The following is a 22,099-nucleotide window of genomic DNA, read 5'->3' on the forward strand; positions in this document are numbered from 1 at the left end:
ACAAAGATGAGTCTGACATTGCAGGATGTGGCCTGGCATGACGCCATGGGCCGGGTGATTGAAACCCTCGATCGCCCCAATTTCTGGACCGCGCTGGTGCGCTTGCTCGGCCGCTACCTGCCCGTGGACAACTGGGTGGTGCTGATTTACGGCGCCGGCAAGCCCCAGGTACTGGCCGAGTCCCCCGGTGCCGACGGCGCCGTGGACCCGCTGTTCCAGGACTACCTCAAGGGCCTGTACCTGCTGGACCCGTTCTATATCGCCAACCGCGAAGCGCCCCAGAGCGGGTTGTTCCAGCTGCAGGACGTGGCTCCCGAATGCTTTGAACAGACCGATTATTACCAGCGTTATTTCCGTCTGAATATCGTGACCGATGAGGTGCATATCAACGTGCAACTCGACAATGAACGCACCCTCAGCCTGTCCCTGGGCAGCCAGTGCCGGTTCAGCCTGGAACAGACCGCCCTGCTGGGACTGGTCCAGCCGTGGGTCGCGGCGCTGATGCGCCAACGCCTGCTGTTTGAACGCGATCCCGGGGAAGCGCCAGAACTGACGCCCAACTGGCAGGCTCGCCTGGAGGCGGCCACTGCACAGTTGAGTTCGCCCCTCACCGCACGGGAGATGGAAGTGGGCCGGCTATTACTCAGCGGCTGCTCGAACAAGGAAATCGCCCGCAAACTGGCAATCTCGGCCGAAACCGTAAAAGTGCATCGCAAACACATGTACAGCAAGCTGGGAATCAAGTCCCAGTCGGAACTGTTTTCACTGTTCCTGCAAGCCCAGCAATCGGTGTAGGCGCGAGGGTGAAATAAAGGGGGCTGTTTTTGACCCATTTTCGATAATGTTTTGTTACATTCATCCGCTATTCACCCTCAACCACCTGCAAAGGAATGCCCTGCACAATGGATTTCTCACTCAAGCAACTGGCCGCCGCAACCCTGATGATGGCCAGCCTCACAGCGTTCACCCCGGCAGCTATGGCCAATATCACCCCGCAGCAGAGCGAGCTCATTCTCAAGTCCTTCAGTGATAAATCGGTAACGGATTTCAGGCAGTTCCTGACCAGCCTGGCCAAGAGCGATCTGGCTAAAACCGATGACCTGGGCCCTGCGATCAATGCTTTTCTCGACAACAAAACCCTGTCCGCCGAGCAGCAGAACGAGATCTATCGCCTGCTGGGCCTGTACACGCGGATCAAGTACGGCAGCGCGGCCACCCAGACCCTGATCGAGCTGGTGGCCATCCCCACCGTCAACGTGGAAGGCGTGCCATCGTACAAGAACCCTGAATTCATCAAGATCGGCGACAAGATCAGAGACCTGGCCAAGGCCTTCAATCTGAACTATCGCAACGTCGATGGCCGGGTCTACGAGATCTCCCTGGAAGGCAAAGGCGATGAAGTGGTGGGCATCCACGCCCATGCCGACGTAGTACCGGTGAGCCCGGAAAACTGGGTACTGAAAGACGGCACCCGGCTTGACCCGTTCAAGGTCACCCTGATCGGCGACCGCATGTACGGCCGCGGCACCGAAGATGACAAGAACGGCATCGTGGTCACGCTGTACGCAATGAAGGTGATCAAGGAAGAAAACCTGCCACTGGCGCGCAATTTCAAGCTGCTGGTGGACACCACCGAGGAAACCAGTGGCGACGCCATTCCGTATTACTTCGAACACAACCCGACGCCCAACTACAACCTGGCACTGGATGGCGGCTACCCGGTGGTCATTGCCGAAAAAGGCTACGGCACGGTGATGGCCAACTTTGCACGGCGTAAAGCAGAAGGCCAGGGTGCAGAAATCACTTCGCTGACCGGCGGCCTGGCCACCAACCAGATCCCGTCGACATCAGTCGCCACTTTTGTCACTGACAAGCCTGCCGAGCTGGCCGCCAGCCTGCAAAAAGCCGGCATTGAATATGCCAGACGCAATGGTGAGAACTTCGAAGTGAGCGCCAAAGTGGTTGGCAAGGACGTGGTGCTGACCGTGACCGGCGTATCCGCCCACTCCTCCAAACCCGACTCCGGAGTAAACCCGGTGGCGCGGATGCTGGACTTCATCAACAGCCTCGAAGGTCAGGTAGCGCTCAAGCACAACCACATCACCGATGCGGCCCGTTATGCAGCCGACAACTGGGGCCTGGACTATCTGGGCGGCAAGTTGGGGATCGGTTTTGCCGATGATTTCATGGGGCCGCTGACCACTTCCCTGACCTATGTCGGGATGGACGACAACAACTTCAAACTGGCGGTCAACCTGCGCGTGCCCAAGGGTGAATCCCCGGAAGCGCTGAAAGCCGAAATCACCGAAAAACTGACGCAGTGGAGCAAGAACAACCATATCCCGTTGACCCTGGAGACCTCCATTGCCGAGCCGATGTACCGCAACCCTGAAGGCGAGTGGGTCAAGGCGCTGCTGGCGGTGGCCACTGAAAACCTGGGCATGGAACACAAGTTCGGCGCCTCCTCGGGTGCGACTTCGGTGCATGAACTGCCCAATGGCGTGCAATTCGGCCTGGCGATGCCCGGGGTCAAATACACCGGTCACAACGATAACGAGTTCAAGACAGTGAACCAGTTCATGCTGGACCTGCAGATCGTGACCGAAATGATGGCGCGCGTCGGCCAGCTGCCGAACCTCTGACCCGCCTCTGTGGGAGCTGGCTTGCCAGCGATGCATACACCGGGGTTTACCTGGTACACCGCACCGCTGCCATCGCGAGCAAGCTCGCTCCTACAGGTCCACCTGCCTACCCACCTGGCCAGCGAACCATGAATACTGTGGGCGCTGGCTTGCCAGCGATGCTTACACCGGCACCGCTGCCATCGCGAGCAAGCTCGCTCCTGCAGGTGCACCTGCCCACCCACCTGGCCAGCGAACCATGAATGCTGTGGGAGCTGGCTTGCCAGCGATGCTTACACCGGGATCGCTGCCATCGCGAGCAAGCTCGCTCCTACAGGTGCACCTGCCCACCTGCCTGGCCAGCGAACCATCATTACTGTGGGAGCTGGCTTGCCAGCGATGCTTACACCGGCACCGCTGCCATCGCGAGCAAGCTCGCTCCTGCAGGTGCACTTGCCCACCCACCTAGCCAGTGCACCATCATTTCTGTGGGAGCTGGCTTGCCAGCGATGCTTACACCGGGATCGCTGCCATCGCGAGCAAGCTCGCTCCTGCAGGTGCACCTGCCCACCCGCCCGGCCAGCGAACCATCACTATTGTGGGCTCAGGGTTGCCAGCCTACTTTGGCCAGGGCGCTAAGCAGGCGCTCTGGCTTGAGGGAAAACACCTGGCTGGCGCAACCCTTGAGGTCACTGGCAGCCAGCATGGCATTGAGAATGGCCTCTTCTACCGCGTCTGCGGCAGCCACGAACAACGGTGAGATGTAATCGTTATTGACCATCTGCAACTCGGTGGTCGGCGCCCCCGGATGACCAAAATCAGCCGCCGGCAAACTGCTGTTGCCCACCGAAAAGGCAATGAAGATATCGCCACTGGAATCCTCAGTGCCCCCTCCAACACGTGCCAGACCAACACTGGCCCGCTGCGCAAGCCGGGTGCATTGATGCGGCAACAAAGGCGCATCGGTAGCAATGGTAATCACGATGGAGCCCATCCCCGGTTCGCCGACATTGATCTCGCTCCTGAACGGCGACGGCACATCATTCAGTACCTTGCCGACCGGATACCCCGCCACCCGCAGCGCTTCTCGTACGCCGTAGTTGGCCTGCACCAGAGCGCCAACGGTCCAGCCGCCCTGCTCAGTGCTCAGCACCCGCGAAGCGGTGCCGATGCCACCCTTGAATTCATGGCAAATCATGCCCGTGCCACCACCCACATTGCCCTCCTGGACAGGGCCGGACCTTGCATCCTGCAGCGCCAGTTGCACATGCTCGGGGCGCACGTGCTGGCCCCAGATGTCATTCAAGGTGCCATCGTAGGTTTCCAGTACCACAGGCATGCACCAATAGGTGTGCTTCTTGCCCATTTCACGTTCTGCGGCCACCAGCGCATCGCGCACTACACCGACGCTGTGGGTGTTGGTATAGGCGATGGGCGTGGTCAGTAAACCGGCTTCGCGAATCCACTCCAGACCGGTTGCGTCACCGTTGCCGTTCAACACATGGACCCCGGCAAAACACGGCTGCAAATGCGCCGCACCGGCCCGCGGCTCAATGACCGTGACACCGGTATGGATGGAAGCTTCGGCGGTTTCTACATTCAGCGTGTGATGCCCGACCCGCACACCCGCAACATCGGTGATTGCGTTATAGAGGCCCGGGGTGCCCGAACCAATGGTTATGCCAAGCTCACGGATACGCATCGTTCTGCTCTCGTTGTGGTCAGTAAAGTGCGCCCAGTGTAGAAATCCGGGCAACACTTGACGATACCCCCCATTCACTACCCCAAAGAGGGTATGGATCAATCCTTTACTTGTCCGACTTGATGCTGGTCCAGGCCCGGGTGCGTACACGCTCGAGCTTCTGTGGCAGCGGCTGCACCACATACAGGTTGTTCAGGGCTTCGCTGGTCGGGGTCAGGTTGGGGTTGCCGGTAATGTCCTTGCTGATCAAGGGCAGCGAGTCTTTGTTGGCATTGGGATAACCGAGAAAATCGCTGATCGGGGCAATGACCTTGGGCTCCAGCAAGTTGTTGAGGAATTCATGGGCCTCGGCGACATTTTTCGCGCTTTTCGGAATGGCAAAGGTATCGAACCAGATGGGCGCGCCTTCCTTGGGCAGACGCCAGTCAACCACCACACCGTTGCCCGACTCTTTGGCCCGGTTGCCGAACTGGTAGAAGCTGCCGGAATAACCGATGGCCACGCAGATGTCACCGTTGGCAATGTCGGTCATGTATTTGGCCGAGTTGAAATAGGTGATGTAAGGACGAACCTTCAACATCAGTTCCTTGGCTTTTTCATAGTCGGCCGGGTTCTGGCTGTTCGGGTCCAGACCCAGATAGTGCAGGGCCAGCGGCAGGATCTCGGAAGGCGAGTCGAGCATGGCCACGCCGCAGGATTTCAGTTTTTCCATGTTCTCGGGTTTGAACACCAGGTCCCAGCTGTCCACCGGTGCATTGTCGCCCAGCGCGGCCTTGACCTTGGCCGGGTTGAAACCGATCAGCACCGTGCCGTACATGTAGGGCACCGCGTACTGGTTGCCGGGGTCGTTGGTCTGCAACAGCTTGAGCAAGGCCGGATCTTGATGCTGCCAGTTGGGCAGTTTGGATTTGTCCAGTTTCTGGAATACCCCGGCCTTGATCTGGGTATCGAGAAACTGGTTCGACGGCACCACCAGGTCATACCCGGAGTTGCCGGTCAGCAGCTTGGCCTCCAGGGATTCGTTGGTATCAAAGGTGTCCCAGATCACCTTGATCCCGGTTTGTTTGGCGAAGTCCTTGGGCACCGAAGGCAGGATGTAGTCTGCCCAGTTGTACACCCGCAATTCGCGCTGTTCGGCCTGTACGGCACTGGCCAGCAGGGTCAGTCCGCAGACGGTAAGGCCCAGTAAGCGTTTGATTGTGTGCATGCGTGTGTTCCCCGAAGTCGGCGTGAGATCGATATTTTTTATGTTCTGTACACGGCAGCGGCCTGCAAATGGCCAAGGGCAAGCTCGGCAAACTTTCTTGTTAGAGGGCGGGTGCTTTTGATTCTTGCCGACAACCCTGGCGCATCACAGTGGGAGGCAGGCCAAAAGGGGATAGTTATGGCCAATGTTTATGTCCGGATCCAGCCGTCGAGCCTGCAGGAACTGTTGCCCAGCCAACAGTGGATCAGCAAACACCTGCCCCAAAAACAGCAGCCGATGCGCCAACCCCCGCATTCAGGGGCTTTGTCTGTTGGTACGGAGTTTGCTCAAGGGTATTACCTGTCCACAGTCCGCTGCCCAACAGCCAAGGATCAACCATGTCTCAAGCGCTACAAGTCGTCGTCGTTTCCGGGGGAGCATTCAGCCCTTCACGCACCCTGGTGCTGGCCGAGGCGATTCTCGACGAACTGAAAACCCGGCTTACCCTCGAAAGTCACTTGATTGAGCTGGGCGATATCGCCCGGCAATTGGGCGGCGCCCTGTCACGCCAGGAGCTTGGCCCCGAGGTCGAAGCACAGATCCGGGCCATCGAGAACGCCGACCTGCTGATTGTTGCGACACCGGTCTATCGCGGCTCCTACCCGGGGCTGCTCAAGCACCTGTTCGATCTGGTGGATATCAACGGCCTGATCGATACCCCGGTGTTGCTGGCCGCCACCGGCGGCAGTGAGCGCCATGCCCTGGTGCTCGAACACCAGCTGCGGCCGCTGTTCGGTTTCTTTCAGGCACTGACCCTGCCGATCGGGGTGTATGCCGTCGAATCCGATTTTGCCAATTACCAGATAACCAGTGAGCCCTTGAAGACTCGCATCCGCCTTGCTGCAGAACGTGCCGCGCCGTTGTTCGGCGTGTCTGCCAGGAACCTGCTGAAAATCGCTTAAGGACTCTGTCATGGATGTGTTCTGGTTTCTTCCCACCCACGGCGACGGCCATTACCTGGGTACCACCCAGGGCGCCCGCCCGGTCACCCTCAACTACCTGAAACAGGTGGCCCAGGCGGCCGACGATCTGGGCTACCACGGGGTGCTGATCCCCACCGGCCGCTCGTGCGAAGACTCGTGGGTGATCGCCTCGGCACTGGTGCCGCTGACCGAGCGTTTACGTTATCTGGTGGCCATCCGCCCGGGGATCATTTCGCCGACGGTCTCGGCACGCATGGCCGCAACCCTGGACCGGCTGTCCGGCGGGCGCCTGCTGATCAATGTGGTGACTGGCGGCGACCCGGATGAAAACCGTGGCGACGGCAGCTTCCTCGATCACAGCGAGCGCTATGAAGTCACCGACGAATTCCTGAAAATCTGGCGCCGGGTCCTGCAAGGCGAAGCTGTGGATTTCGAAGGCAAGCACCTGCGCGTACAGAATGCCAAGGCGCTCTACCCGCCTGTGCAGAAACCCTATCCGCCGCTGTATTTCGGCGGCTCTTCCGAAGCCGCCCACGAACTGGCTGCCGAACAGGTCGACGTGTACCTGACCTGGGGCGAACCACCGGCGGCCGTGGCCGAAAAACTGGCCGATGTACGCCAGCGTGCTGCCCGCCAGGGCCGTACCCTGCGCTTCGGTATCCGCCTGCATGTCATCGTGCGCGAGACCGAACAGCAAGCCTGGGCAGCGGCTGACAAACTGATCGAACACATCAGCGACGAGACCATTGCCGCCGCCCAGAAGTCCTTCTCGCGCTTTGATTCTGAAGGCCAGCGGCGTATGGCCGCGCTGCATGACGGCCGTCGCGACAACCTGCAAATCGCCCCCAACCTGTGGGCCGGTGTCGGCCTGGTGCGCGGTGGCGCCGGTACTGCACTGGTGGGCAACCCGCAACAGGTGGCAGCGCGGATCATGGAGTACGCCGACCTTGGGATCGAGAGCTTCATCTTCTCCGGCTATCCGCATCTGGAAGAGGCCTACCGCTTTGCCGAGCTGGTATTCCCCTTGTTGCCCGAGCCGTATGCCAGCCTGGCTGGACGCGGCATCACCAACCTGACCGGCCCCTTTGGCGAAATGATCGCCAACGACGTCCTGCCGGCCAAAGCCTGAGGCCTGCCCTGTATCGAACCAACTGTAGGAGCGAGCTTACTGTGTAGGAGCGAGCTTGCCTCGCGAGCTCTTCACAGCAGCGCCGTAGATATAAAACCGCCCCAAACGGCTCGCGAGCAAGCTCGCTCCTACAGAAACACAGGGGCACAGCGGCAGGATTTTTTGAATGGAGGCCATAACCCGTGACAGCCCATCTACAAGACGCAGCACTTACCCCGCTGCACACCGCCCGGGCGCTGGCCAGCGAGTTCGCCCACAGCGCGGTCGAACGCGACGAGCGTGGCGGTACGCCCATTGCGCAACGGGATGCCCTGCGCGCCAGCGGCCTGCTGGCCATGAGTATTCCCCGCCAGTTCGGCGGCCTCGGCGCCAGCTGGAGCGATACCTTTGAGGTGGTGCGCGAGTTCGCCCGGGTCGACAGTTCCATTGCCCACGTATTGGGCTTTCATCACTTGATGCTGGCCACTGTCCGGCTGTTCGCACGCCCCGAGCAATGGCAGCCCTGGTTCGAACTGACCGCCCGCCAGAACTGGTTTTGGGGCAACGCCCTCAACCCGCTGGACACCCGCACCACCGTGCGCAATTTCGGCAGCTGGCGCGAATTCTCCGGTAAAAAAAGTTTCTGCTCCGGCGCCAGCGACTCGCAGATGCTGATCGCCTCGGCGGTGGATGAGGCCGCCGGTGGCAAGCTGTTGATCGCCGCCATTCCCAGCGCACGTACCGGCATTACCTTGCATGGCGACTGGGACAACATGGGCCAGCGCCAGACCGACAGTGGCAGTGCCACCTTCGAGCGGGTACGGGTCGAAGAGTCGGACTTGCTGCTCGATCCGGGACCTTTGAGCACCCCGTTCGCCTGCCTGCGGCCTCTGATTGCACAGCTGCATTTCGCCAACATTTTTCTCGGCATCGCTCAGGGCGCGTTCGAAGAGGCACGCCAGTACACCCTCGGTGAAACCCGCCCCTGGTTTAAATCCGGCGCCACGCAAAACCATCAGGACCCCTATGTACTGGGGCACTACGGCGATTTCTGGGTGGGCCTGGAAAGTGCCCGGCTGCTGGTCGAGCACGCCGCCGCGCAACTGGACAAGGCCTGGGCCAAGGGTCCCAGGCTCAGCGAACAGGAGCGCGGACAGGTGGCCGTCGCCATCGCCACCGCCAAAGTCGCCGCCCACCGCCACGGGCTGGAGCTGTGCAGCAAGGTTTTTGAAGTCACCGGCGCCCGCGCCACCCACGCCGCTGTAGGTCTGGACCGGCACTGGCGCAACCTGCGTACCCAAAGCCTGCACGATCCGCTGGATTACAAGCTTCAAGAATTGGGCGACTGGGCACTGAACCAGAACCTGCCTACTCCCACTTTCTATTCCTAGAGAAGCCTATGCAGCTTTTGACGCTACCGCCCTCACCCGCCCTGGCAACGTCGATCCGCGCCACCGCGCAAGTATTCGAAGACCCGAAATCCAGAGCGTTGCTGGCCCATTTGCAGCAGGTCGCCCCCAGCGAAGCCAGCGTACTGATCATTGGTGAAACCGGAACCGGCAAAGAACTGGTCGCCCGCCATCTTCACAACCTGAGCGCTCGCCGTAACCGGCCGTTCATTGCGGTCAACTGCGGCGCGTTTTCGGAGTCACTGGTGGAAGCGGAGCTGTTTGGGCACGAGAAAGGCGCCTTCACCGGCGCGCTCAGTGCCAAGGCCGGCTGGTTCGAAGAAGCTGACGGCGGCACCCTGTTCCTCGATGAAATCGGTGATTTGCCGATGGCCATCCAGGTCAAGCTGCTGCGGGTGCTGCAGGAGCGCGAGGTGGTGCGCCTGGGGTCGCGTAAAAGTATACCCATCGACGTGCGGGTGCTGGCTGCCACCAACGTGCAGCTGGAAAAGGCGATTAATGCCGGGCATTTTCGTGAGGACCTGTTTTATCGCCTGGACGTGGTAAGCCTTGAGCTGAGCCCGTTGCGCGAGCGGCCCGGCGACATCCTGCCGTTGATCCGGCACTTTATCGAGGCCTACAGCAAACGCCTGGGCTACGGCGAGGTACGGCTAAGTCCTGCAGCGCAAAGCAAGCTGCAGGGCTATGGCTGGCCGGGCAACATCCGCGAGCTGGAAAACGTGATCCATCACACGCTGTTGATCTGCCGCGATGGCCTGATCCAGAGTGGCGATTTGCGCCTGTCCAATATGCGCATCGAACGCCAGGAGGAGCCCGCCGGCACCGACAAATCTGCCGAAGCCCTGCTGGAGCGGGCCTTTCAGCAACTCTTTGAAGAACACCCCGCAGCCCTGCACCAGAAAGTCGAGGAGGTTCTGTTCCGCGCCGCCTACCGCTTCTGTCACTACAATCAGGTCCACACCGCCAACCTGCTGGGCCTGAGCCGCAACATCACCCGCTCCCGACTGATCAACATCGGCGAACTGGCGGTCAACAAACGCCGGCCCAATGACACACCGCAAAGCGAAAGAATGCTAAACCTGTGCATCTGAACTGTCCAAACACCTGCCCCATGAGGATTCGATGACTTATATCGCTGCCGAAAACCGCTATCAATCCATCCCTTATCGCCGTACCGGTCGCAGCGGGCTGCTGCTGCCAGCACTGTCTTTGGGCCTGTGGCACAACTTTGGCGACAGCACGCCGATCGACACCCAGCGCGCGCTGTTGCGTACTGCCTTCGACCTGGGCATCAACCACTTTGACCTGGCCAACAACTACGGCCCGCCCTACGGCAGTGCCGAGATCAACTTTGGCCGTTTATTGCGCGAAGACTTCAAGCACTACCGTGACGAGCTGATTATCTCCAGTAAAGCCGGCTGGGACATGTGGCCCGGCCCGTACGGCCAGGGCGGCGGTTCGCGCAAGTACGTACTGGCCAGCCTGGATCAGAGCCTGCAGCGCCTGGGGCTGGACTATGTCGACATCTTCTACTCGCACCGCTTCGATCCCGACACGCCACTGGAAGAAACCGCCAGCGCCCTGGCCACCGCAGTGCAACAGGGCAAGGCGCTGTACATCGGGATCTCCTCGTATTCCGGGGTAAAAACCCGCGAAATGGCGGCCTTGCTCAAAGAGTGGAAAGTGCCGTTGCTGATCCACCAGCCGGCGTACAACCTGCTTAATCGCTGGGTTGAAAAGGACCTGCTGGACACCACCGAGGAGCTGGGCACCGGCGTGATTGCCTTTACTCCGCTGGCTCAGGGGCTGCTGACCGACAAGTACCTCAACGGGGTTCCGGCCGATGCACGGGTCAATCGTCCGGGGGGTGGCTCGCTGCAAGCCTCGCATCTGTCCGACGCCAATATCGCCCATGTGCGTGCACTGAACGAGATCGCCAAACGCCGCGGCCAAAGCCTGGCCCAGATGGCGCTGGCCTGGACATTGCGCGATCCGCGGGTGACCTCGGCGCTGATAGGTGCCAGCCGGCCGGAGCAAATCATCGAGAACGTCGCGGCGTTGCAGAACCTGAGCTTCAGCGAGCTGGAACTGGCCGAGATCGACCGCTTCGCCCAGGAAGGCGGGATCAACCTCTGGCAGAAGCCCTCGCTGGCCGAATAACCAGGCGCCCACAGGTTCTGTAACCTTCAACATAAAACCCTGTAGGCGCTTGCTCGCGAGCTTTCTATCGAGCCTATATTGATGACCGAATGAACGCGGCCTTCTTGAGAAGCTCGCGAGCAAGCTCGCTCCTACAGGCGAGCTTGCCTGGCCAACCGCTCTGCCAGAGCCTTGGCCTGCAAGGCAACGTCGGTCACCGCAGTGCTTTCCCACCACATTCCGCGCAATGGAGGGCCCATGGCAAACAGCCGTGGCGCAGGCTGTGATGCCGCATCCAGCACGGCACCTGAAGCATCGGCAGCAATCCCCAACCCCAGATTTCCGGGCTGCACCAGCCCACGTCGCAACAGCTGTACCGGCAGCGGTTTATCCACCCGGCGCCAGTCGTACTCGATGCCGGTGGAGTTGATCAGCCCGTCACCTTCGACCCATACCGATTCGGTCTGCCCCCGGTAGCGCAGACGAATCCGTGGCCGACCGCCCACCGCGTCCACCCCTTGCAGGGAGGCTGCGGTAATCGTCAGGCGGCCTTCACTGAGCAGGCGTTGCAGTAACGCATTGCCCTGGGGTGGCGAACGGTGGTGATGACTTTCCCACCAGGGCCGCACATGGCGTACAAACTGACGCCGTTGCGCATCGCTGGCCTGGTTCCAGAGCCTGCCTATATGCACCCGTACCGTATCCAGCGGTGCTTGCCAGTCGATACCCCGGGCCTGTGCCAAACGACATTGGCGGCGCAGTTCACGGAACAATTGCAGGGGGCTGCGCAGCTGTGGTGCCAGGGTCAGAAAGTCTTCCCAAACCGGCGGCTGGCGTCGAACCTGGGGCAATAGCCCGTGGCGCGAGTAGACCTGGATCGGACCGCGATGCCCGGCCTGATGCAAGGTCTCCAGGGCATCGACCATGGTCAGCCCGGAGCCGATGATCAGTACCCGCGCATCCACCGGCAAACCACGCAAGGCTGCAACATCCCAGGGGTCCAGGGCAGCGGCATTGAGCCCGCTGGACTGGCGCTGGGCGGTACGCGCGGCCGGGAACATGCCGGTGGCCAGCACAGCTGCAGCGGCTTGCCATTGGCCACCGTCGCCAAGGGTCACTGTGACCCCCTGTTCATGGGTTTGCAGGTCCACCACGGCATCACGGACGTGGGTCAGGGTTGAACCTGCCGCGGCTCCGATTTGCTGTGCCTGCGCCAGTTTCTGCTGGGCATACAGCCCGAACAGCCCCCGTGGCGGGAACAGCTCGGCCACCGCTACATGCTGTTGATCGGACTCCGGCCAGCCACCAGCGGCGATGTGCGCTTCAAGCCAGCGGGTCAGGTCATCGGGATCGTCCGGCTCGACGCTCATGCGCGCCGCATTGCCGTTCAGGGTGTGCCCCGGTTGCGTCGCACTGTAGGCTTCGCCACGTCCCAGCTCGGGCCGGGGCTCCACCAGCACGATGCGCCGGGCACCTGGCAAGCGCAGCAGTTGCATGGCCAACAGGGTGCCGCTCAGGCCACCGCCAACAATCAAGACATCGGCCTCGCGGATGGCAGGGGTTGCCTGTCCGGCTTGTGGCTCGCTCATGGTATTCACTCGCTTTGGGGTTTTTACAGTTCGACCGGCAGGATCTTCTGCAGATCCTGCGGTGTCCAGCGTTGCGACTCAGGCGCGCTCTTTTTGTCGGCCGCGGTTCAATTCACCGAGGTTGCGCCAGGCCGCCCCCGGATGCCCGTCCGCCAGGCGCGGGCCTTCGCCGAACAGCTTCTCGCGCAAGGTGCCCTTGGTGTATTCCTTTTTGTAGACACCACGTTTTTGCAACTCCGGAACCAGCAACTCCACGGCATCAATAAAGGTCTCGTGGGTCACCGCATAGGCCAGATTGAAGCCGTCGACCCCGGTCTCTTCGACCCATTCTTCAAGCAGGTCGGCCACGGTTTCAGGGCCGCCGACGAACAGCGGGCCAAAGCCGCCGATACCCACCCAGTCGGCCAGTGCATTGGGGGTCCAGAGGGTATCTGGATCAGCGCTGGAGAAGGTTTCCACCGCCGATTTGATCGCATTGGTGGGCACGTTTTCAAGCGCCTGATCGGGCTTGAACTGGCTGAAGTCGATACCGGTCCAGCCCGAGATCAAGGCCATCGCGCCTTCGTAGCTGACATAGCTTTTGTATTCTTCAAACTTGGCTTTGGCCAGGGCATCGGTTTCGCCGAGGATCACCGTTTGCAAGTTGAAGATCAGGATTTTTGCCGGATCGCGGCCCGCCTCGGCAGCACGCCGACGGATATCGCTGACAGTTTTTTTCAGCAAGACCTTGGACGGCGCGGCGACAAACACGCATTCGGCCTGCTCGGCAGCAAACTGGCGGCCACGACTGGAAGCGCCGGCCTGATACAGCAGAGGCGTGCGCTGGGGCGAGGGTTCGCACAGGTGAATACCCGGCACCTGGAAGTGTTTGCCGACATGGCGGATCTCATGAATCTTGCTCGGGTCGCTGAATACCCGCCGCTCGCGATCGCGCAAGATCGCCCCCTCCTCCCAGCTGCCTTCCCACAGCTTGTAGCAAACTTGCAGGTACTCCTCGGCATAGTCGTAGCGCGCATCGTGCTCGGTCAGTGCTTGCTGGCCGATGTTCCTGGCGCCGCTTTCCAGATAGGAGGTGACTATGTTCCAGCCGGCACGGCCCTTGGTCAGGTGGTCGAGGGTCGACAGGCGGCGGGCGAAGGGATACGGGTGCTCGAATGACAGCGAAGCGGTAAGGCCGAACCCCAGGTGCTCGGTCACCAGCGCCATCGGTGGAATCAGCTGCAACGGATCATTGACCGGCACCTGGGCGCCCTGGCGGATGGCAGCATCACCGTTACCGCGGTAGACGTCATAGATACCCAGCACATCGGCGATAAACAGCCCGTCGAACTTGCCTCGCTCGAGGATTTTCGCCAGATCGGTCCAGTATTCGAGGTCCTTGTACTGCCATGAACGGTCACGGGGATGCGCCCACAGGCCGGGGGACTGGTGGCCAACACAGTTCATGTCAAAAGCGTTGAGACGGATTTCGCGGGACATCGAATTACTCCTGAAACTGCGGCGCTGCAACGCCGTTGCGACAATGGAAATCATTGCAGTCGCTATTGCACAGGGCGTGCCGTCAACACCTGTCTTGCAGTCGCTGATGAGGCACATGGCGGCGCAGCAGTCGCAAAACCTGGGCACTCAATAGAGCTGATAAACCTGGGGCCAGGATCAACGACAGCTTCGCTGCCGATCGCAGCCTCGTGACTCGTCAGCGACTACGGGTTGCGGCTGTGCGATTTGGGTACAGGTTGTGGCAGCGATGTTGGCTGGCAGGCAGTTCGCTGTGCACATGGGACGTTTTTAAAGGCCCGGGCAAACGGCACAGACTATGCAATCCCCCAGGCAGGAATCTTTTTCTTCAGGAGTACTGCCATGACCGTCTCACCTCTGTCCCAGGGCACCGACTACGAAACCCTGGCCAATCGCTTCCGCCCGCTGTTTCGGCAAATCGCCACCGGTAACGTCGTGCGTGAACAGGGCCGTGACCTGCCCCGTGAATCCATCCTGTTACTCAAGCAGGCCGGTTTTGGCGCGGTGCGGGTGCCGGTCGAACACGGCGGGGCCGGTGCTTCGGTGCCCCAGCTGTTTGAGCTGCTGATCGAGCTGGCCGAAGCTGACTCCAATATCCCTCAAGCACTGCGTGCCCACTTTGCATTTGTCGAAGATCGCCTCAATGCACCGCCAGGTCCGGCCCGGGATGCCTGGTTCGCACGTTTCGTGGCAGGCGAGCTGGTGGGTAATGGCTGGACCGAAGTGGGCTCGGTCAAGCTGGGCGAAGTCATCACCAAAGTCAGCCCGCAGGCAGCCGGCTTTGTGCTTAACGGCGCCAAGTACTACAGCACCGGCAGTATCTTCGCCGACTGGATTGATGTGTATGCCCGGCGCTCGGACAACGGCGCTGATGTCATCGCGGTGGTAGATGCCCGCCACCCCGGCGTCACCCACAGCGACGACTGGGACGGTTTCGGCCAGCGCACCACCGGCAGCGGCACCTCGGTGTATGTGGACGTGCCGCTGCCTGCCGAGCACCTGATCCCCTTCGAAACCCGCTTCAAATACCAGACCGCCTTTTACCAGCTGGTACTCCTGGCCGTGCTCGCCGGCATCGGCCGTGCGATAGAACGCGATGTGACGCAAGAGATACGCGAGCGCAAACGGGTGTTCAGCCATGGCACTGCCGACACCACCCGCGGCGATGCGCAAATCCAGCAGGTTGTGGGACAGATATCCGCCCAGGTATACGCCGCCGAAGCCGCGACCCTGCGCTGCGCCGGGCCGCTGCAGCGGGCTTATGTCGCGCGGTTTGGCCACGATCAGGCACTCGAGCGCCAGGCCAATATCGACGCCGAGATTGAAACTGCAAAAGCCCAGGTGGTGGTCTCGGAGCTGATTCTGCGAGCGGCCACTGACCTGTTCAACGCCCTGGGCGCTTCGGGTGTCAGCGTCAGCAAGTCACTGGACCGTCACTGGCGCAACGCCCGCACCGCGGCCTCGCACAACCCCTGGATTTACAAGGCGCGGATTGTCGGCGACTGGACAATCAACGGTACCGAGCCGCTGTATGTGTGGCAGATCGGTAATAGCCTGAAGGCAGGATAAGCCCCCTCCTCCGACTGCAGGAGCCAGCTCGCTCCTGCAGGGCTGTTCCTCAGTCTGCGCCAGGTTTCATCTCGTACCTTGTGTCCGGTGCCAACCAAGGCGCCATACCCCACAGGTGATCACGATCCTGTCCACTACCGCGCAGGGAAGCCTCTCGGCTGGCGTTGTCCCGGGGCAATGAAAGCTGGCGTATGCTCACCCCACCTCAATTCATCACACAGGCTGACCCTATGGGCTCGTCTTTCTTTTCATCCTGGAGTTTCTGGGCATTGCTCTCGGCGGTGTTCGCCGCCATGACCGCCATTTTTGGAAAAATCGGCATCACCGGGATCAATTCCGACTTCGCCACGTTTATCCGCACCATCGTGGTACTGGTGAGCCTGGGCTTGATCGTCTATGCCACCGGCCAGTATCAGTCACTGGGCTCAATCTCGACCCGCAGCTATGTGTTTTTGGTGTTGTCCGGCCTGGCCACAGGCGCCTCCTGGCTTTGCTATTACCGCGCCCTGCAACTGGGCCAGGCGTCCCTGGTCGCGCCCGTGGACAAACTCAGTGTGGTGATTGTGGCGGTACTGGGCGTGACCCTGCTGGGCGAAAAGCTCGACCTGCGGCAATGGGCGGGTATCAGCCTGATCACCACTGGCGTGGTATTGCTGGCGTGGCGCCCGTAGCACCCCAAACCGAGCTTGACGGTCTAAACTGATACAAATTATGTAAGAGGCATCAGCGGAACTTGTAGTCCCTGGCCCAGACTGCGATAAGGTTCCGCGCAAATCAGGGCTTGCCCGGCATTCCTGCAGGATCGATCACTGCCTTTGGCGGCATCAGCAAGGTTTATGGCGCTCTACGGTCAATCAACAGCAATCAGGAATCAACACTATGTACAGGGTTATCGCATGAAGTGGCTCAAGAGCATCATTCTGGGCCTGGCCCTGCTCGCCGTGGGCGCAGTGGCGCTGGGGCTGTTCTACTTTCTACCGCAACACGACGTGGTGATGGTCACCGGGGTTGAAGTCAAGCGGGTCGATCACAATGGCGTCATCAACGCTGAGAACCCGGCTGACGGTCCGACCCGGGATGTGTATTTCATCAATACCGAAAACCCTGATACCAAGAATGTCATGGTCTATCGCAACGAGGACACCGGCTGGTCGTTCCCCTGGTATTTCAAGTTCGACTCTGCGGACATCCAGGCCAAGGCCCAGGGCTACTCCCGTGATGCCGAGCAGCTGGCGCTTATTCGCTATTACGGATGGAGGATCAAGATCCTCTCGGTGTTCCCGAATATCACGGCCATTGAGTCCACCACCAGCCGCACTGAACCCTTCCCCTGGTTCAATACGATATTTCTGGGCGGTTTGACCCTGGTGGTGATTTTTATCGCGGTCTCGCTACGACGTCGCTTCAAGCGCCGCAATCAGGTGCCGGCGCACTGATCCTGCCCGTTCGCTCGCTGCAACTGACAAGTTTCAGGCCCCCTGTGGCGGGGGGCCTGAAAACAGCCAACGGGCCAGCTGATAACAGGCCGTAAACCAACGCCATAGTTAGTTCGGTAACAGCCGCAGGATTATTGATCCGGCATAGCGATCCGCGACTCGCAACATAGAAACATTTTGTTTGACTTAAGTTGCCTCAGAACTACGCTGACTCCTCTACTATCCCGCGCTTCAATTTAACTGGCAGGCCAGTGACGGCTGCCGGTACTTCGAATCAATCAGGGCTGAGGCCACTCAGTCCGCTCTGCAAGCTGGCAAGGGACAGTCTGCTTCTGAACGAATAATAGGAATGCCTCGATGTTTCAGCTTGATTTTTATGGAACGCTGGTGGCTGCCTCTTTGGTGCTGTTGCTGGGACGCGGGCTTGTTTCCCGCGTCGGATTTTTGCGTACCTACAATATTCCTGAACCCGTTGCCGGGGGCCTGGTCGTTGCCTTGCTGCTCCTGACTTTGCGCCTGTTCGACGTTGAAGTGCGGTTTGATACTTCACTGCAGATGCCTTTGATGTTGGCGTTCTTCGCCACGATCGGCCTGAATGCGGACTTCGCCAGTCTTAAAAAAGGCGGACGCGTGGTAAGCGTGTTCCTGCTGGTGGTGACCGGACTTTTAGTGGTCCAGAACGCCATGGGCATCGGTCTGGCCACGGCTTTGGGGCTCGACCCCCTGATGGGCCTGCTGACCGGCTCCGTAACCTTGTCCGGCGGCCACGGTACAGGGGCGGCATGGGGCGCGACATTCACCGAGCAATACGGCCTGGCCTCCGCTTCGGAACTGGCAATGGCCTCTGCAACCTTTGGCCTGGTGCTGGGTGGCCTGATCGGCGGACCCGTCGCCCGTCTGCTGATCAAACGGGTCAAGACCCCCGGCCTTACCCACGAAGAAGTGCAACTGCCAAAAGGCTTCGAGCAACCCAACGAAGAGCGTTCGATCACGCCGTTTTCCTTTATCGAAACCCTGGCGCTGATCTCCGTCAGCCTGCTGGGCGGCAACCTCCTCAACGGCCTGCTGCAGGGCACGGCTTTCGAGCTGCCGACCTTCGTCTGCGTCCTGTTTGTGGGCGTGATCTTGCGCAACGGCCTTTCTGCACTGGGCCTGTATCAAGTGTTCGAGCGTGAAGTCTCGGTCCTGGGCAACGTCAGCCTGTCGCTGTTCCTGGCCATCGCCTTGATGTCGCTCAAACTTTGGGATCTGGCAGCCCTGGCATTGCCTATTTTCATCCTGCTGGTGGCACAGACCCTGGTCATGGCCCTGTACGCCATTTTCGTGACCTTCAGGGTCATGGGCAGTAACTACGATGCTGCAGTTCTGGCGGCAGGCCACTGTGGCTTCGGCCTGGGTGCCACACCGACGGCCATCGCCAACATGCAGGCGGTGACACAGCGCTACGGTCCTTCGCAGATAGCCTTTCTGGTGGTGCCAATGGTGGGGGCGTTCTTCATCGACATCATTAACGTCATCGTGATCAAGCTGTACCTGTTGCTGCCGTTCCTCGGCGCCGGCTCCTGATCCACCGCTACCGGGCCTGCTCTGTCAGTGCCCGGACTGCCCGGCCATAAAGGCACCCGGGGCAGCGCAACAACAAATAAACCTTTTTGCGATCGACAGTTGTTGCGGTCGATCGCAACTTGCAGTCTTCAATACCCTGCCCTTTACATCAACTTGTCGCCCTGACTGAAAGTTGCGCAGGTGTTTTATTAAATATAATAATCCTTCGACAAAACCATCCCCATAAAGAGGTGAAACTCTCAACTTCGAGAGATTGCACCGCCCTTTATAATTTATATCCCGCCGCCTTATATAAGCATCACACTTTAGATTGTTCCCGTTTCATCCCCTGCTACAGGGCAATTCTGTAACGCGGGTGTTTTTTTGCAGGTCATACCCTGACATCAGCCCATTCGAAACCGAGCGCGGACTGAGTGCCTGTAACAGTGCAGCGATCATTGGCGCGCGTCGCGTGACCGGCAGGACCTCGTGGTCATGGCGACGAGCCCGTCCGGATCCGCCACCGCCCCTTTGCTGAGCGCGTTCCTTGAGACCTGCGGGCGACATCAGCAACCGACTGAATAATATGAGTATTAAATTGGAATTTTAAAAAAACGCTGCATCCGACGCGCAACACATGGACAGCAGGCCACCTGGAGCCAATGATGCAGGCAACTGTTCCCGTGAACAGGCCTCCAATAAAAACAACCAGGGGACCTTGATCGCCGATGAATATTCTCTACGACGAACGCGTTGACGGTTATCTGCCCGCCGTCGATAAAGATTCGCTGCTACAGGCTCTGCAGCAACGCTTGCCCGATCTGGATCTCCTGCACCAGGTAGAAGATCTCAAGCCCTACGAGTGCGACGGTCTGTCGGCCTACCGCACCACGCCGATGCTGGTGGCACTGCCGCGTACCGTTGAGCAGGTACAGGGCCTGCTCGAACTCTGCCATCAGCGCCGGGTGCCGGTGGTCGCACGGGGCGCCGGCACCGGGCTTTCCGGTGGTGCATTACCGCTGGAAAAAGGCGTGTTGCTGGTGATGGCGCGCTTCAACCGCATTCTGCACATTGATCCCGCCGCCCGCAGTGCCCGGGTTCAGCCCGGGGTGCGCAACCTGGCAATCTCCCAGGCGGCCGCCGCTACAGGTTTGTACTACGCGCCGGACCCGTCTTCCCAGATCGCCTGCTCCATCGGCGGCAACGTGGCCGAAAACGCCGGTGGCGTGCATTGCCTGAAGTACGGACTGACCGTACACAACCTGCTCAGGGTCGAGATTCTTACCGTCGAAGGGGAACACCTGAGTCTGGGTTCTGACGCCCTCGACGCCCCCGGTTTCGACTTGCTGGCGCTATTCACCGGCTCCGAAGGCATGCTCGGGATCATCACTGAGGTCACGGTCAAACTGCTGCCCAGGCCGCAAGTTGCCAAGGTACTGCTGGCAGCTTTCGACTGCGTGGAAAAAGCCGGGCTTGCAGTGGCCCGGATCATTGCCGAGGGCATCATTCCCGCGGGCCTGGAGATGATGGACAACCTGGCGATCCGGGCCGCTGAAGATTTCATTCATGCCGGGTATCCGGTAGACGCCCAGGCCATTCTGCTGTGCGAGCTGGACGGCGTCGAAGCCGATGTACATGACGATTGCGAGCGGGTGCGCAGGGTTCTGCTACTGGCCGGTGCCACCGAGGTGCGTCTGGCCCGCGACGAAGCCGAGCGGGTGCGCTTCTGGGCCGGACGCAAAAATGCGTTTCCGGCAGTGGGCCGGTTATCCCCGGACTACTACTGCATGGACGGCACCATTCCCCGCCGCGCCCTGCCCGCCGTGCTCAAGGAGATCGCCACCCTGGCCGGGGAGTACGGGCTGCGGGTCGCCAACGTGTTTCACGCCGGCGACGGCAATATGCACCCGCTGATCCTGTTCGATGCCAATCAGCCCGGCGAGCTGGACCGGGCCGAGGCCCTGGGGGGCAAAATCCTTGAACTGTGCGTCAAGGTCGGCGGCAGCATCACCGGCGAGCACGGGGTTGGCCGTGAAAAAATCAATCAGATGTGTGCCCAGTTCAACAGCGATGAGCTAACCCTGTTCCACGGGGTCAAGGCCGCATTCGACTCGCGGGGCCTGCTCAATCCCGGAAAAAATATCCCGACCCTGCAGCGCTGCGCCGAGTTCGGGGCCATGCATGTGCACATGGGCCAGTTGCCCTTCCCTGAACTGGAGCGTTTTTGATGGATGCCGAACACAGTGTCGATGACAGCCAGGCGTTGCTGGAGCAGGTCAACCGGGCGCTGGCCAATGCCACGCCATTGCTGATCCAGGGCTCCAACAGCAAGGCGTTTCTCGGGCGTGCGGTGGCCGGTGAAGTCCTCGATACCCGCAGCCATCGCGGCATTGTCAGTTACGACCCCACCGAGCTGGTGATCACCGTCCGCGCCGGCACCCCTCTGGCTGAGTTGTCCGCAACCCTGGCCGCAGCCGGGCAGATGCTGCCCTGTGAACCGCCGTCCTTCGGTCCGGGAGCCACAGTCGGCGGCATGGTCGCTACCGGCCTGTCGGGCCCGCGCCGGCCCTGGTCCGGCTCGGTGCGCGACTTCGTCCTCGGCACCCGGGTGATCACCGGTCTGGGCAAACACCTGCGCTTCGGCGGCGAGGTGATGAAGAACGTTGCCGGTTACGATCTGTCGCGCTTGCTGACGGGCAGTTACGGCTGCCTTGGGCTGATCACCGAAGTGTCGTTGAAAGTGCTGCCAAAACCCCGACGCTGCTTCAGTGTTTCGCTGGAGATGGATCGCCCCCGGGCACTGGAAAATCTTGCCCGATGGGGCCAGCAGCCCCTGCCTGTCAGCGCCGCCTGCCATGACGGGCAGCGCCTGCACCTGCGTCTGGAAGGTGGCGAAGGATCGGTGGCGGCTGCCCATGAACGCCTCGGCGGCGAAGCGCTGGACCCCGGTTTCTGGAACGACCTGAATGAACAGCAGTTGGCCTTTTTCGACGTTGGCCCGCCGCTGTGGCGCTTGTCAGTGCCCAACAACAGCGGCGCCCTTGATTTGCCCGGCGCACAACTGGTCGATTGGGCCGGCGCCCAGCTGTGGCTGAAGTCCGACGCCGATGCCGGGGTCATTCGCGCTATTGCCCAAAAGGCCGGCGGCCATGCCACCTGTTACAGCCACGGTCTGATCGACAGCCCCTTTCAACCATTGCCCGCCGCGTTGCTGCGCTATCACCGCCAGCTCAAGGCGCAACTGGACCCGCAAGGGATCTTCAACCCGGGCCGAATGTACGCGGAGTTTTGAAC

General features: G+C 60.7%; 17 protein-coding genes. 13 read left to right on the top strand and 4 right to left on the bottom strand.

All coding sequences use genetic code 11. The features are described from left to right. Positions 1-6 precede the first annotated feature (6 nt). Both FEZ21_RS13360 and FEZ21_RS13365 read left to right on the top strand, forming a co-directional pair. Positions 7-795 (top strand): helix-turn-helix transcriptional regulator, encoded by a 789-nt coding sequence (locus FEZ21_RS13360; RefSeq protein WP_003446382.1) that lies wholly within the window; start codon positions 7-9, stop codon positions 793-795. A gap of 107 nt (positions 796-902) precedes the next feature. Further along, complete coding sequence (locus FEZ21_RS13365) at positions 903-2,642, top strand: dipeptidase (protein ID WP_127197082.1); 1,740 nt, start codon at positions 903-905, stop codon at positions 2,640-2,642. Positions 2,643-3,225: 583 nt separating this feature from the next. On the opposite strand, the gene FEZ21_RS13370 is transcribed toward FEZ21_RS13365, so the two are convergent. After that, a complete protein-coding gene (locus FEZ21_RS13370) occupies positions 3,226-4,323 on the bottom strand; it encodes a P1 family peptidase (RefSeq protein ID WP_003446379.1) in 1,098 nt (365 codons plus the stop codon). Positions 4,324-4,429: 106 nt separating this feature from the next. Next, positions 4,430-5,530: a polyamine ABC transporter substrate-binding protein gene (locus tag FEZ21_RS13375; RefSeq protein ID WP_003446378.1), complete on the bottom strand. Its 1,101-nt coding sequence runs from the start codon at positions 5,528-5,530 to the stop codon at positions 4,430-4,432. A 377-nt stretch (positions 5,531-5,907) separates the two neighbouring features. Here FEZ21_RS13375 and msuE point away from each other — a divergent pair, with 377 nt between their 5' ends. The 5 genes from msuE (at position 5,908) to mgrA (ending at position 11,169) form a co-directional block, all read left to right on the top strand. Further along, positions 5,908-6,471: an FMN reductase gene (gene msuE / locus FEZ21_RS13380; RefSeq protein ID WP_003446376.1), complete on the top strand. Its 564-nt coding sequence runs from the start codon at positions 5,908-5,910 to the stop codon at positions 6,469-6,471. A 10-nt stretch (positions 6,472-6,481) separates the two neighbouring features. Continuing rightward, positions 6,482-7,621: an FMNH2-dependent alkanesulfonate monooxygenase gene (gene ssuD, locus FEZ21_RS13385; protein ID WP_160627428.1), complete on the top strand. Its 1,140-nt coding sequence runs from the start codon at positions 6,482-6,484 to the stop codon at positions 7,619-7,621. A gap of 182 nt (positions 7,622-7,803) precedes the next feature. After that, complete coding sequence (locus tag FEZ21_RS13390) at positions 7,804-8,991, top strand: acyl-CoA dehydrogenase family protein (RefSeq protein ID WP_127197048.1); 1,188 nt, start codon at positions 7,804-7,806, stop codon at positions 8,989-8,991. An 8-nt stretch (positions 8,992-8,999) separates the two neighbouring features. Beyond that, positions 9,000-10,100, top strand: a complete 1,101-nt coding sequence (locus FEZ21_RS13395; protein ID WP_160627430.1) for a sigma-54-dependent Fis family transcriptional regulator — start codon at positions 9,000-9,002, stop codon at positions 10,098-10,100. Between the two features lie 31 nt (positions 10,101-10,131). Next, positions 10,132-11,169, top strand: coding sequence for an L-glyceraldehyde 3-phosphate reductase (mgrA, locus tag FEZ21_RS13400; RefSeq protein WP_003446361.1), 1,038 nt, complete (start codon positions 10,132-10,134; stop codon positions 11,167-11,169). 131 nt (positions 11,170-11,300) lie between these two features. Here mgrA and FEZ21_RS13405 read toward each other — a convergent pair whose 3' ends face one another. Beyond that, positions 11,301-12,737 carry an FAD/NAD(P)-binding protein gene (locus FEZ21_RS13405; protein ID WP_160627431.1) on the bottom strand — a complete coding sequence of 479 codons (1,437 nt, stop codon included), beginning with the start codon at positions 12,735-12,737 and terminating at the stop codon, positions 11,301-11,303. A gap of 78 nt (positions 12,738-12,815) precedes the next feature. Then, entirely contained in the window at positions 12,816-14,216 is a 1,401-nt protein-coding gene (locus FEZ21_RS13410) for an LLM class flavin-dependent oxidoreductase (RefSeq protein ID WP_003446341.1), read from the bottom strand. Between the two features lie 381 nt (positions 14,217-14,597). Between FEZ21_RS13410 and FEZ21_RS13415 the strand changes: the two genes are divergently transcribed. The 6 genes from FEZ21_RS13415 to glcE all read left to right on the top strand — a co-directional run bounded on the left by FEZ21_RS13415 (position 14,598) and on the right by glcE (position 22,097). Next, positions 14,598-15,824: an acyl-CoA dehydrogenase family protein gene (locus tag FEZ21_RS13415; RefSeq protein ID WP_003446339.1), complete on the top strand. Its 1,227-nt coding sequence runs from the start codon at positions 14,598-14,600 to the stop codon at positions 15,822-15,824. Positions 15,825-16,054: 230 nt separating this feature from the next. Next, a complete protein-coding gene (locus FEZ21_RS13420) occupies positions 16,055-16,495 on the top strand; it encodes an EamA family transporter (RefSeq protein WP_160627455.1) in 441 nt (146 codons plus the stop codon). 225 nt (positions 16,496-16,720) lie between these two features. Next, positions 16,721-17,260: a DUF1523 family protein gene (locus tag FEZ21_RS13425; protein WP_003446335.1), complete on the top strand. Its 540-nt coding sequence runs from the start codon at positions 16,721-16,723 to the stop codon at positions 17,258-17,260. A 357-nt stretch (positions 17,261-17,617) separates the two neighbouring features. After that, positions 17,618-18,826 (top strand): sodium/glutamate symporter, encoded by a 1,209-nt coding sequence (gltS, locus tag FEZ21_RS13430; protein ID WP_010657222.1) that lies wholly within the window; start codon positions 17,618-17,620, stop codon positions 18,824-18,826. Positions 18,827-19,533: 707 nt separating this feature from the next. Then, positions 19,534-21,033, top strand: coding sequence for a glycolate oxidase subunit GlcD (glcD, locus tag FEZ21_RS13435; protein ID WP_160627433.1), 1,500 nt, complete (start codon positions 19,534-19,536; stop codon positions 21,031-21,033). Then, positions 21,033-22,097: a glycolate oxidase subunit GlcE gene (gene glcE / locus FEZ21_RS13440; RefSeq protein ID WP_160627435.1), complete on the top strand. Its 1,065-nt coding sequence runs from the start codon at positions 21,033-21,035 to the stop codon at positions 22,095-22,097. The genes glcD and glcE overlap by 1 nt, the downstream gene beginning before the upstream one ends. The last annotated feature ends 2 nt before the right edge of the window (positions 22,098-22,099 follow it).

The sequence above is a fragment of the Pseudomonas sp. 9.1(2019) genome (genome assembly GCF_009910445.1).
Lineage (GTDB): Bacteria > Pseudomonadota > Gammaproteobacteria > Pseudomonadales > Pseudomonadaceae > Aquipseudomonas > Aquipseudomonas paraversuta.

Excerpts from the sequence above, each read along its gene's own strand:
- FEZ21_RS13360 (WP_003446382.1), top strand. The coding sequence starts at position 7 with ATGAGTCTGACATTGCAGGATGTGGCCTGGCATGACGCCATGGGCCGG.
- FEZ21_RS13365 (WP_127197082.1), top strand. The coding sequence starts at position 903 with ATGGATTTCTCACTCAAGCAACTGGCCGCCGCAACCCTGATGATGGCC.
- FEZ21_RS13370 (WP_003446379.1), bottom strand. The coding sequence starts at position 4,323 with ATGCGTATCCGTGAGCTTGGCATAACCATTGGTTCGGGCACCCCGGGC.
- FEZ21_RS13375 (WP_003446378.1), bottom strand. The coding sequence starts at position 5,530 with ATGCACACAATCAAACGCTTACTGGGCCTTACCGTCTGCGGACTGACC.
- msuE (WP_003446376.1), top strand. The coding sequence starts at position 5,908 with ATGTCTCAAGCGCTACAAGTCGTCGTCGTTTCCGGGGGAGCATTCAGC.
- ssuD (WP_160627428.1), top strand. The coding sequence starts at position 6,482 with ATGGATGTGTTCTGGTTTCTTCCCACCCACGGCGACGGCCATTACCTG.
- FEZ21_RS13395 (WP_160627430.1), top strand. The coding sequence starts at position 9,000 with ATGCAGCTTTTGACGCTACCGCCCTCACCCGCCCTGGCAACGTCGATC.
- mgrA (WP_003446361.1), top strand. The coding sequence starts at position 10,132 with ATGACTTATATCGCTGCCGAAAACCGCTATCAATCCATCCCTTATCGC.
- FEZ21_RS13405 (WP_160627431.1), bottom strand. The coding sequence starts at position 12,737 with ATGAGCGAGCCACAAGCCGGACAGGCAACCCCTGCCATCCGCGAGGCC.
- FEZ21_RS13410 (WP_003446341.1), bottom strand. The coding sequence starts at position 14,216 with ATGTCCCGCGAAATCCGTCTCAACGCTTTTGACATGAACTGTGTTGGC.
- FEZ21_RS13415 (WP_003446339.1), top strand. The coding sequence starts at position 14,598 with ATGACCGTCTCACCTCTGTCCCAGGGCACCGACTACGAAACCCTGGCC.
- FEZ21_RS13420 (WP_160627455.1), top strand. The coding sequence starts at position 16,055 with ATGGGCTCGTCTTTCTTTTCATCCTGGAGTTTCTGGGCATTGCTCTCG.
- FEZ21_RS13425 (WP_003446335.1), top strand. The coding sequence starts at position 16,721 with ATGAAGTGGCTCAAGAGCATCATTCTGGGCCTGGCCCTGCTCGCCGTG.
- gltS (WP_010657222.1), top strand. The coding sequence starts at position 17,618 with ATGTTTCAGCTTGATTTTTATGGAACGCTGGTGGCTGCCTCTTTGGTG.
- glcD (WP_160627433.1), top strand. The coding sequence starts at position 19,534 with ATGAATATTCTCTACGACGAACGCGTTGACGGTTATCTGCCCGCCGTC.
- glcE (WP_160627435.1), top strand. The coding sequence starts at position 21,033 with ATGGATGCCGAACACAGTGTCGATGACAGCCAGGCGTTGCTGGAGCAG.